Below are 11,403 nucleotides of genomic sequence, written 5' to 3'. Positions count from 1 at the left end.
AGGTGGCGGCCACAGCCGTTCCAGCCCTGTTATCGGGCCATATTGTGCATCACGTGCTTGGTTCTCGAATAGCCGACCAAGGCATAGGCTGGGAGGCCGCGCCCGCATCCGGAGCATTTGAACCGAACTCCGGGCTGCGCGCACTGGCCGAGGTTTACGCTCCGGCCTGGGCCAAGCAGAAGTTCGTCAAGGACTTCGCCGCGGCCTGGACCAACCTCATGGATGCTGATCGCTTCGAACTGCGCAAGTAAGCAGACCCAGGGCTCAAAGCTGTGGCCGCCACTTCCGAATTCATCGGAGGTGGCGGCCACAGCCGTTCCAGCCCTGTTATCTATCGGGCCATATTGTGCATCACGTGCTTGGTTCTCGAATAGTCGTCCAAGGCATAGGCCGAGAGGTCGCGGCCGTATCCGGACCCCTTGAACCCGCCCCAGGGCATTTCAGTTGCCAAAACCAGGTGCGCATTGACCCAAACGGTTCCCGCGTCCAAGCGGGAAGCCACGTAATGGCTGCGCTGAGCGTCCTTGGTCCAGACCGAAGCAGCCAACCCAAAGGGAACTTCGTTGGCCCGCGAAATTGCTTCGTCCTCCTGAGAAAAGGTCTCCACGGAGACAACGGGGCCAAAAATTTCTTGCTGGGTGCATGCGGCGCCCTTAGAAGCCTTGATCACCGTGGGAGCAATGAAGTAGCCCTTGCTCGGCACAGCGTGTCCGCCGGTGGCAAACTCGTTGCCTTCTTCTTCGGCAAGTTTCAGATGTTCCAGCACGCGTTCGTAGTGCGCACGGGAAATCATTGGCCCGATTTCAACTTCGGCCCCTGCGCCCGGTTCCCCCACGACCAAGCTCTGCACCGCTTCAGCGAGCTTGGCAGTGAATTCTTCTGCAATGGACTCATGGACCAGAACGCGGCAGGCGGCTCCGCACTCCTGACCCGCATTCCAGAAACCGCCGTTGCGCAGCCCGGCAACCGTCGCATCAAGATCGGCATCGTCGAATACAACGACCGGGGCCTTCCCGCCCAGTTCCAGGTGCACCCGCTTGACCGAATCCGCCGCGGACGCGGCAACGGATTGCCCGCTGCCCACCGACCCGGTCAAGGCAATCATGGCCACGTCTGGATGGGAGGCCAGCCGGTCTCCAATGACCGCGCCCCTACCCGTGACAACGTTGAATACCCCGGCAGGGAGCAGGTCAGCGGTCAATTCTGCGAACTTGAGGGTTGTCAGCGGCGTGGTTTCCGAGGGCTTGATCACCAAGGTGTTGCCTGCCGCCAAAATCGGGGCGATTTTCCAAACGCCCATGAGCAGCGGATAGTTCCACGGGGTCACGGCTCCGATAACACCTAGCGGTTCCCTGATAATGACCGAGGTGTGGTCCTTGGCGTATTCACCGGCCGCCAGCGTCGTCCCAGCACGCAGTGCCCCCGCCATGAAGCGGAAAGAATCGATGGCGGAATCAACATCGTCCTCTGCCACTGCCTGGGGTTTGCCCGTATTCAGCGATTCAAGATCCACCAGCACCTGGCGTTCTTGCTCCATGCGATCGGCAATGCTCAGCAATGCTGCCGCGCGTTCCGAAGGCACGGTACGCCCCCAGTGCGCGAAGGCCTGGTGTGCAGCTGAAACAGCACGATCGACATCCTCAACCGAGGCCCGCGGCACATCCAGGATGTCCTGCTCATTGCTCGGGTTGATCACCGTGAACACTTCAGTGCCTTCAGGCGATGTGAATTCGCCGTTGACAAAGATTTTTGCCGGGGGCAAGGCAGGAGCTGGGCGCGCCTGCTCGTTGCGGCGTACTTCCACTGGGTTGGCGGTAGTCATTTCGGTTCCTTAGCTGTTCACTGGCGCAGCGTGATCGGATAGCTGTTCAAGCAGTCCTTGGATGCGCGCGCTGGTTTCTTTGCTGGCAGGGTGAATCGGCAAACGGGGCTCTCCAAAGTCCTGCCCTTGGATCTTCAGCGCGGCCTTGATGGCCGGGATGAATGGTTCGGTCAACAGCCCGTCAATAACCGGGTAGACCTCGTTCCACAGCTGGCGGGCCTTGGCCAAGTCGTTGTCGCGGACTGCGGCGTAGACATTGGCAAGTTCGCGCGGCACGACGTTTGCGGCCCCGGCAACGATGCCTGCGGCGCCTTCGAGCAAGCCGGCCAGCGTCAAGACGTCCCAGCCGATGTAGGTCTCGATCTTGTCGCCCAGGTTGTGGATCAGCTGCAGTGCTTGTTCCATATTTCCGCTGGAGTCCTTGATGTAGCGGACATTCGGGATTTCATCGGCCAGCCGCTCAACCAATTCTGGGTCCAGGTTGATTCCAGTTGCCGGCGGGATGTTGTAGAGCATGACCGGTACCGAAACCGAGGCACTCACGGTTTTGAGGTAGTCAACCGTTTCTTCCACGGAGATGGGCTCGTAGTACGGGGTCACGATCATGACAACGTCCGCCCCAACCTGCTCCGCGTGGCGAGTGAGTTCTATGGCTTCACGCGCCGTCGTCGCTCCGGTTTGCGCGACAACCGGAACTCGTCCAGCCGCCGCCTGAACCACGACTTCAACAACGCGCTTGCGCTCCTCGTGCGTCATGGCGCTGAATTCACCTGTCGATCCACAGGTGACCAGCCCGTTCACGCCGCCGGCGATGCTGCGTTCCACGAGGTTTTTCAGCCCCGCTTCGTCGAGGCTTCCATCGTGGGCGAATGGAGCAATGAGAGCCGTGAGGATTCCATGAAGATTTGCAGACATGCTTGATTCTCCTTGAGTTTCTGAATGTGTATATGCCAAGGGGCTGTGAATGGTGACAGCCGCGGTGGCCCAGTTGGTTTATTCCGTCGTGAGGCTATGACGGTAGAGAGGAACGGGCAGTACCTGAATTCGTTCCGGTGTAACGGCGATCTCATTTAACAGTAATATGTGATCACAAATCACACAAGAGGTTAAAGCTTCGCCCTAGAAGTTCACTATTTGCGGAGCCGCTCGAAGAGCGGGCTTGCGATTAATCCTGCGCGGCCGAGGGAAGTGCCTGGCGAATTCGTTCCATCGCAGCGAAGATGGACTGATCGGTCAGCTCAGCGATCAAATCGACGTCGTGCGACTTCACTGCCTTGAGGATCTTGGACTGGTATTCCCACAGCAGACGGGATTTGCCTTCGGCCACAGCACGACGTGCGCCGATCAATTTATAAGCCCGGCATTGAATCCATAGCCGTTCGATGGTCTCGAAGAGCACGGGATTTCCTGAGGCCAGATAAATGGTGCTCAGGAACTTCTCGTCCAGTGCAATACATGCAGCGAGGTCTCCGCCAGCAAGGGCCGACTTCATCGAGTCGTACTGGTCCTTCAGGACGGCCAGCTCGGGCTTGTCGAGGTTCACGACACCGAGTTTGCCCGCTTCGACTTCCAAGATGCGACGCACCGCGTAGACGTTGAGCAGTTCATGTGCGGTGAAGGCGCGAACCACAGCCCCTCGATAGGGGATCGTTTCGACCAGGCCGCTCTCCTCCAAGCGGCGAATCGCATCACGCACGGGCATAACGCTGGTTCCAAGCTGGTCTGCAAGATCCCTGATTCTAAGACGCTGGCCCGCGGCCAGATCACCGTTGGTGATTCCTTGGTGGATCGCGTCGAAAACCTGGTCTGCAACCAAGGCGCCTGGTTCGAGTTTGTTCAACGTCATGCCGTCATTCTATCGATGGATGTGATCACGAATTCAATATCTGACAACTTTGATACGACTCGCAATGAGTCCCGCTATTTTCTGACAGATTCCTTGTCGTCGCTATCCGTCCAGAAGTCAGCGCCTTCGATGCCAAGTTTTTCAGGCTCGAATGTCGGGTTGATCCCAAGCTTTCGCTGTCGTTCGTAGTCTGCATGGATCTTGCGAACGGTCGGGAAGAGCAGGGCCAAGCAGAGCAGGTTTACCCAGGCAATCAGACCCAATCCAATATCGCCAGCGGCCCAGATCAGCTTCGCGTTGGCAATGGAACCGATGAATACGATGGCCATGGTGCCAAGTTTCAGCGCAAGCTTCCACCCGTGCCCGGACTTGCCGTTGAGCAGGAACAGCAGGTTGGAATTGGCAACGTAGAAGTAGGCGAGCAGGCAGGCGAAGCCGAAGAGCAATACCGCGACTGCCACGAATCCGGCACCCCACCCCGGAACCACCGTATCGATGGCTTCCTGGACCCAGTTGGCACCGGGAGCAACACCAGGAACGTTGCCCACCAGGTACCCGTCCGCCCCATCGGTGACGTTGTACTTCCCCGATACGATCATCATCAGGCCTGTCGCCATGCAAATCAGCAAGACATCGATGTAGATGCTGAAGGTTTGGACCAGGCCCTGCTTGGCTGGATGCGAGGTTCGAGCGGCAGCAGCAGCGAACGTTGCTTCGCCGAGGCCATTGGACGAGGCAAATACCGCACGCCGTACCCCCCAGGCCACAGCAGCGCCGGCGACGCCGCCCAGCAAGGGGTGAACACCGATTGCCGACTGAACAATCAGCATGAGCGCGTCAGGCACCTTGTCAATATTCATTGCAATAACCACCAAGGCCAAAATCAGGTAGCCGATCGCCAAGACAGGGACGAGGAACTGGGTGACTTTCACAAGACGGGTTGTTCCGCCGAAGATCACGCCGGCAATCAATAGGGTCACCACGATAGCCGGAATCCACGACGGGACATTGAACGCCAGTTTTGCGCTGGCGGCAATCGTGTTGACCTGGAAGCCCGGGAAGACGACTCCATAGCCGATGACACCGAGGACGGCTACGAGCGCTCCAATTTTGGGGAGCTTGAGCCCGTACTTGATGTAATAAGGCATCCCGCCGATATCCTCATTGGCCTTAATGCGGTCATCGTCGAGCACCCGGCGCTTGAATGCTTGAGACAGGGTAGCCTCGGCGTAACCGACCGTGCAGCCAACCAGCCCGGTCACTGCCATCCACAGAAGCGCACCAGGGCCGCCAGCAAAGATCGCCGTCGCAACACCGGCGATACTTCCGACGCCAACTCGCGAGGCGAGCGCCAGAACCAGGGCCTGGAAAGATGACAGTCCTCCTTGGCTGCCGTCATTCTCCCTGAGCTGCCGAAACATATCCGGAATGCGCGTGAATTGCACCCCTTTGGTTGCTACTGAGTAGGCAATGCCCAAACCCAAAACAACGTACGCCATTGGTCCCCATAATGCATCGGAGACCCGTGACAAGAACTCTGCGAAGTCAAGATTTTCCATTTGTCTTCTCTCTTTCCCTGTCGTGAATCATGAAAATTGGTTGTAGAACTCCGCGATCAAATACTCGCCCAATCGCGGGATGTTTCGGTGCTCAATGCCCGGTGGCTCAGCGCTATACCGCTTTGCGGAATTCGAGCTTCGGGCTTTGCCGATGCGTGGCCAGCACGCGCGCCGCATTCTGAGCAGCGGCGAAGCCAGAGGTAATTGATGATTCGGTGTACAGCGTGCCCATGAAATCGCCTGCCAGGAACACGCGATCAGTACCTCGCATCAGGGTGCTTTGCAGTTTGGCCCGGCCCGGGAAGGAATACGGCGAGGCCATCTTCCACCGTTCGGTTTTCGCCTCGGTCACGGAATCAGCGAATTTTCCGCCGAGGACTTCGTCCAAATCCCGCAGGTGCGTTTCTATGACTTCTTCGTCAGGCTTTTCCAACAGCGCCTGCCCAAGATCAGCTGGGGAGAACGTCATCATGCTTCCGCCCGGCTGGCGAGCAGATTCACTGCCTCGAACAATGCTCGCTTGATTCAGCGCAATCGCGAACGAACGCTTTGGAGCGGCAATTGCATAAATGTCGTCCCAAGGCCTTGCCGACGTTTCGTTGGTCAGGAAAGCGGTGCTGACGTGCGGACCATATTTGATTTGGGACAGCGCGTCCTTCAGATCCGCTGGAAGGTCGACGCCCACCTGATGAGAAATATCTGCAGTTGTTGCCAAGATGACCGTCCGGGCTTCGACCTCGTGGATCTGGCCGTGCTGCTGATAGCGCACGATGACCGAATTGCTCTTGTGGATGACTTCCTGGACCTTTGCGCCACGTTCAATACGGTCGTCCAACGCAGCTGCAATGCTTTCCGTCAACGTTGACGGACCGCCTACGATCCCCTTGCTCAACCCCTGTCCGAAACCGAGGACCAGGCTGAAGTAGCCAATTCCTGCCCCGGCCGAAATTTGATCCATCGTTCCGGCCGATCGAGTGACCGTCGTCTTGAAGAGAGATGCCGCGTCTTCTGGCAGGTCGCCAATGAAGTCCTGGAAACTGCGCTCGTTTTCAAAGTCGTAGATTCTCTGCTGGCGGGTAGCACCTGATTCGCCGGCGCGCTTGCGTACCACTGACGTGTATTTTGCAACGCCGGATACGACCTTGAGACCGCCTTTGAAAGTTGCGATCCGATCACTCAGGCTCATGGGCAAGCGCAGCGGATAAGTAGCGATATGCCCGCTCTTCAAGAACTTTCCGTTCATCGACATCGCTTGCAACGAGCCGGGAATGTTGACCGCCGTGACGCCTACTTCGTTGAGCAGCGCTTCAGTCGAGGAGTCCTCTCCGGCGAAAACATGGCCACCCCAATTCAGCCAGTAGGCCCCACGGCGTTCCGACTTGATGCGCCCGCCGACACGGTCATCAGCTTCGAGCAATAGCGAGTCCCAGTGACGCAGGCGCCACCCAGCAGAAAGACCAGCCAACCCGGCTCCAACGATAACTACGTCTTTCATGAGTACATTTCTCCTTTAAATCAGGGGTCGACAAATAGCGCGCCATTGCGCGAGGTAATGTGTGGGGTAACGCAGGCTGAGCGCTGCAACTGCACTTCGGATCAATTAGTTTCCATAGATCCGGGCACCAACTTTGATAACGCGTTTGGAAGGCCTTGCACGCCTCCGATGTAACGGCTCTCACATTAACTGTAATTTGTGATCACATATCACGCAAGGGGTTTGTTAGTTATTTCCGCTGGTCCCCTGGCGGTGGGCTGCTATCTACGGGCTGCCGCCTACCCTGAAGCGCAAGCTATCGCCGATCGGAGAAGGCATAACGCACAACCGGATGCCAGGCTTCGACGAAGCCAAAGCATCCGGAAAATAACTCGACCAATCACTTGCGGCACGCGATCAGTTGCGCAAAGACGCCAATGGCCGCCAACTCCGAATTTTCGGAGTTGGCGGCCATTGGCCAATTTATTACTAACGCCTCGGTCCTCGGGTCTAGGGAACCGGGTTGCCCAGCTCCCGCAGGTCCGTCTTGCTGGTTTCCCGCGCCCACGCCGCGCCAGCAATGGCAAGAATCGACGACGCGGCAACAATCCACGCCGCTGGGCCCCAGTTGGCCGACACGCTGCCAACAAGTGCCGTGGCCAGCAGCGGGGTAAAGCCGGCACAGAGGATACCGACCTGCAGCCCGATGGCCATTCCCGAATAGCGGACCTTCACGTTGAACAGTTCAGAGAACCACGCCGGGTACACGGAATTCGAGGCTGCGTACGTTCCGGCCGTAATCAGCATGCTGGACACAAAGACCATGGCCAGATTGCCCGTGGAAATCGTCAGGAAGTACACGAAGATCATCACGCCAGAACCCAGCACGCCTCCGATAAACACCTTCTTGCGCCCGAAATTATCCGAGAGCCGGGCAAAGAACGGCTGGCTGACAATGGCAACCACGTTTCCGGCGATGCTCACCCACAACATGGTCGCCGCGGGAATGCCCACGGACACTGCATAAGCCAACCCGAAGGACTGCATGAACGTATTCGTGACCACCTGGAAGGACATCAGCGCCACTTGCATGAACTGGGCCGGGTGGGTGGTGATCATCTTGGTGAAAGGCAGCTTCACCAGCTGTTCTTCTTCCTGCTTTTCCTCAAATACCTCGGGCTCCTCCAAGGAGCGGCGCACCAGGAAGGCGGCCACGAGAACCAGCAATGACAGCCAGAATGGGATTCGCCAGCCCCAGGCCAGACGCGCCGGCTCGTCCATCGCCGCTACCGGAAGGAACGCGATCGAGGCCAGAACGATGCCAAAGGAAATGCCGCTCATCGCAAAGCTGGCGAAAAATCCACGACGGCCTTCCGGAGCTTCCTCGGTGGATAGCGCCGACGCGCCGGCGGTCTCCGCACCGGCAGAAAGCCCCTGCATCAAGCGCAGGATCACCAGAAGCGCTGGAGCCCAGTATCCGGCAGTCGAGAAATCGGGCAGCACACCGATGAGGAAGGTTGCCGAGCCCATCAGCACCAAGGTCATCACCAGCGTTGCCTTGCGCCCAATCTTGTCACCGAGATGCCCGAAGAACACCGCGCCGAAAGGCCTGGCAATGTAGGCGACTCCGAAAGTCGCGAAGGATGCAAGCAGGGCGATGGTCGCATCCCCGGAAGGGAAGAAGATCTTGGAAAAGATCAGCGAGGCGGCCGTCGCGTAGATGAAGAAGTCATAGTATTCCAGCGCGCCGCCGAGGAATCCCGCGAGCGCCGCCTTCTTGGCGCGCTTGAGCCTGCGCCGCTGTTCCTCGTCGAGGCTGGCGCTCGAATGGCTGATGGTCTTGCTCATGGGATGTCCTTCCACAGCAGCAGGGATGCTTTCCGTCCTGCACTAATGTTAGTTGTACGGTATACGCACAAACGTGCGATATGCGACAATAGTTAAAGTACAGCAAGGTGAGGCGAGTCACAAGAGGTGTGGCGGTTTCCGTAATCCATGCTGGGCAAGCTCGTCTCGAAAGGACAACAATGAGCCACTCCATCAACGCAACACAGCTGTTCATCATTGGTTCCCATGCTTCGCAAACCATGTCGCCGGATCTCTGGAATCCTGTGTTCGAGGCGCTGGGCAATCACTGGAGCTACGAGCCACGGGACGTTCCCGCGCACAGCCCCATGCAGGAAATCCGCAACAGCCTGCTCTCAACGGAAGTCATAGGCGCCAACGTGACCATGCCGCATAAGCAGTGGGCAGCAGGCATCGCCGACGAACGCTCCGAACAGGTCAGCCTCAGTGGAGCAGCCAATCTATTGATCCGCCAGGGCGGAAAACTCCATGCCTACAACACCGATCTGATTGCGGTGGCAACCAAACTGGCTACCAGAATGCATGATCACGTTGTATTCCTCGGTGCCGGTGGCGCGGCCCGCGCAGCTCTGGTTGCGCTCCAAGGACATATCGGCACCGTCACCATCGCGGACCGTGATCAAGAAGCGGCCAACCAGCTGCTCTCCTTGGCCACCCACATGGGAGTCCCGGGCAAGAGCGTGGATTGGCCCCGGGCATCGCAGGCCGCAGCGCAGGCTTCCCTCATCATTAATGCCACGCCCATCGGCAAGCATGCCGAAGACGGGGCCGCTTGGGGCACCGTGCACCTGCTTCCTGGCACCTATGTCTATGATTTTGTGTACAGCGCGCACACGACCGGAACCATCAAGGCTGCCATCGAGCAAGGCCTGGAATATTCCGACGGCTGGGAGCATTTGCTGCTTCAAGCCGAAGCCATGGTCCCGCTGCTTGGCTTGCCCGAGCAGAGCAAGACCCAGCTCCGGCACTCGCTTCAGCGCATCCGCGACAACAACTGAGCGAAAAACCTAGAAGAGGGTGCCCGGCGCACCACCAAAGCGGGGATTTTCCAGCGTCAGCAATTCCGTCTTCACTTCGAGTCCGCCAAGATAGCCGCCCAGTGATCCATCGGTGCGCAATACCCGGTGGCAGGGCAGGACAATGGGAATCGGATTGGTCGCGCAGGCCGAGCCTACGGCGCGCACGGCCTTGGGATTGCCAATGCGCTGCGCCATCTGCGAGTAGCTCCACGTCTGCCCGTAGCCGATCATGCCCAGTTCCAGCTGCACCCGGCGGCGGAAGTCGGTGGAAAGCTTCAGGTCCAGAGGCACATCGAAGTTGTGCCGGGTTCCGGCAAAGTACTCATCGAGTTGCTGGGCCACAGCATCCAAACGCGCGGGGTCCTTGAGAATGCGCGGGCTGAGCTTCTGGGCGAGCACCTCGAGAATCCTCTCATGGCCCTCTGTTTCAAAAGCTACCCGCACCAGGCCGGCTGGGGTGCTGGCCAGCAGCAAAGACCCTACCGGGCTATCAACTACTCGGTAGGAAATATCGACAAGATCCCCGGCCTGCGCCTTGGCCCGCAGCTCGATTCCCAGCTGCTCCAGAACTTGGGCCTCTTCTCCGGTTGCCGAAGAGTTGATCGGTGCATCAGTCATGACTTCTCCTGCCACAGTGTGTCATCGCCGAGCAATCGGCGAAGGTTCTTGAGCCCGTCGCTGCCCGCTCGCCGCGCGGCGGCTTCAGTGCCAGAAACCATTTGGGCAATCTGCGCATAGGTCAGCCCGCCCAGATACCTGTAGCCGACCACCAGCCGCTGCTTCTCGGGGAGCCTGCCTACTTCCTGCCAGAGCTGGAGATTCTCCAGCTGCAGTGCCGGTTGCGGCTCGCCATCAATCTGGTCCCACTGATGATGGTCGACGAGGATCTCCGGCTTGTTCTTGCGCAGCTCATCGATGGCCTTGTTCCGTGCAATGCGGACCAGCCAGGCCAGGACGTTGGCGTCCTCGGCAAGCTGCGGATAGGCCTTGAGCGCTGAAAGGAAAGTTTCGGACCAGGCATCCTGGGCGCGATGCTCATCGAGCAGGGCGCGGCAAACGCGAAGCACGTTCAGCCCGTAATCCTGGACTATCCGCTCAAACGGCACTTGCATGGCTCTCCTGAAGGTCGGCACCTTTACGGGCTTTCACCATGTAAACGCATCGCGGAGCAAAAATGTGAGGTGGCGATTAGGAAAAACTTTTGAGCCCCTAGCAGCTGACCAGATCCAGCCCTTCAGCCAGTTCGCGCAGGCGCTGGATGTCAATCTCGATGACCTCGCCATTGTCCACGCCGCGCGGCAGCTTGGTTCCGGCCAGCGCGTCACGAATGGCGCGCATGGTGGCTCCATGGCTGACCACGGCCACCTTCCTGCCCGCATGCTCAATCGACAGATCAACCAAGGCAGGAATCGCCCTGCGCAGGATCTCGTCGATCGGCTCCAATTGATCCTGGAGCGCGGCCGATTCCTCATCGCTCACCTGGGCCATGATCCGGCCTTCGAGCGGTCCGAAACCGCGTTCAATCAATTCCGGGACGCTCCGGCCGGTCTCCGCCTCCAGCTCCCGGGCGATCAACGCAGCGGTTTCCTGCGCGCGGCCCAGCGGGGATGCCAGCACCAGGGAGAACCCCTGGCCTTGAAGTTCGCGCCCTACACCGCGGGCTTGTTCGCGTCCGGTGTCGTTGAGCGGAATGTCGGTGCGCCCCTGAAGGCGGCCGGCCAGATTCCAATCGGTCAGCCCGTGTCTGATCAATACCAGCGCAGTATCCATGACTCAAGCGTACCGGCGAGCACGGTGATCGAAGAATCTCCGGCATT

General features: G+C 58.9%; 11 protein-coding genes. 2 read left to right on the top strand and 9 right to left on the bottom strand.

Annotated features, from left to right (window positions below):
* Positions 1-2: 2 nt before the first annotated feature.
* Positions 3-251, top strand: a complete 249-nt coding sequence (locus AOZ07_RS01700; protein WP_171920120.1) for a hypothetical protein — start codon at positions 3-5, stop codon at positions 249-251.
* Positions 252-331: 80 nt separating this feature from the next.
* Here AOZ07_RS01700 and AOZ07_RS01695 read toward each other — a convergent pair whose 3' ends face one another.
* From AOZ07_RS01695 to AOZ07_RS01670, 6 genes are all read right to left on the bottom strand, one after another.
* On the bottom strand, positions 332-1,822 hold the full coding sequence (locus AOZ07_RS01695) for an aminobutyraldehyde dehydrogenase (protein WP_060700424.1): 1,491 nt from the start codon (positions 1,820-1,822) through the stop codon (positions 332-334).
* 9 nt (positions 1,823-1,831) lie between these two features.
* On the bottom strand, positions 1,832-2,737 hold the full coding sequence (dapA, locus tag AOZ07_RS01690) for a 4-hydroxy-tetrahydrodipicolinate synthase (RefSeq protein ID WP_060700423.1): 906 nt from the start codon (positions 2,735-2,737) through the stop codon (positions 1,832-1,834).
* Positions 2,738-2,987: 250 nt separating this feature from the next.
* Entirely contained in the window at positions 2,988-3,668 is a 681-nt protein-coding gene (locus tag AOZ07_RS01685; RefSeq protein ID WP_060700422.1) for a GntR family transcriptional regulator, read from the bottom strand.
* Between the two features lie 74 nt (positions 3,669-3,742).
* On the bottom strand, positions 3,743-5,227 hold the full coding sequence (locus AOZ07_RS01680) for an alanine/glycine:cation symporter family protein (RefSeq protein WP_060700421.1): 1,485 nt from the start codon (positions 5,225-5,227) through the stop codon (positions 3,743-3,745).
* Positions 5,228-5,339: 112 nt separating this feature from the next.
* Positions 5,340-6,722, bottom strand: a complete 1,383-nt coding sequence (locus AOZ07_RS01675) for a flavin monoamine oxidase family protein (RefSeq protein ID WP_060700420.1) — start codon at positions 6,720-6,722, stop codon at positions 5,340-5,342.
* Positions 6,723-7,211: 489 nt separating this feature from the next.
* On the bottom strand, positions 7,212-8,549 hold the full coding sequence (locus AOZ07_RS01670) for an MFS transporter (RefSeq protein WP_060700419.1): 1,338 nt from the start codon (positions 8,547-8,549) through the stop codon (positions 7,212-7,214).
* 179 nt (positions 8,550-8,728) lie between these two features.
* Here AOZ07_RS01670 and AOZ07_RS01665 point away from each other — a divergent pair, with 179 nt between their 5' ends.
* Entirely contained in the window at positions 8,729-9,565 is an 837-nt protein-coding gene (locus tag AOZ07_RS01665) for a shikimate dehydrogenase family protein (RefSeq protein WP_060700418.1), read from the top strand.
* A 9-nt stretch (positions 9,566-9,574) separates the two neighbouring features.
* Here AOZ07_RS01665 and AOZ07_RS01660 read toward each other — a convergent pair whose 3' ends face one another.
* From AOZ07_RS01660 to AOZ07_RS01650, 3 genes are all read right to left on the bottom strand, one after another.
* Positions 9,575-10,204 carry a methylated-DNA--[protein]-cysteine S-methyltransferase gene (locus tag AOZ07_RS01660; protein ID WP_060700417.1) on the bottom strand — a complete coding sequence of 210 codons (630 nt, stop codon included), beginning with the start codon at positions 10,202-10,204 and terminating at the stop codon, positions 9,575-9,577.
* The gene (locus AOZ07_RS01655; RefSeq protein WP_060700416.1) at positions 10,201-10,698 is read right to left on the bottom strand and encodes an RNA polymerase sigma factor; all 498 of its coding nucleotides are present in this window, start codon (positions 10,696-10,698) and stop codon (positions 10,201-10,203) included. Before AOZ07_RS01655 ends, AOZ07_RS01660 begins: the two co-directional genes overlap by 4 nt.
* 97 nt (positions 10,699-10,795) lie before the next feature.
* The gene (locus tag AOZ07_RS01650; RefSeq protein WP_060700415.1) at positions 10,796-11,356 is read right to left on the bottom strand and encodes a histidine phosphatase family protein; all 561 of its coding nucleotides are present in this window, start codon (positions 11,354-11,356) and stop codon (positions 10,796-10,798) included.
* Positions 11,357-11,403 lie beyond the last annotated feature (47 nt).

The sequence above is a fragment of the Glutamicibacter halophytocola genome, from assembly GCF_001302565.1.
GTDB classification, from domain to species: domain Bacteria; phylum Actinomycetota; class Actinomycetes; order Actinomycetales; family Micrococcaceae; genus Glutamicibacter; species Glutamicibacter halophytocola.
Note: the sequence above shows the minus strand (reverse complement) of the source record. Positions and strands in the feature narration are given on the sequence as shown.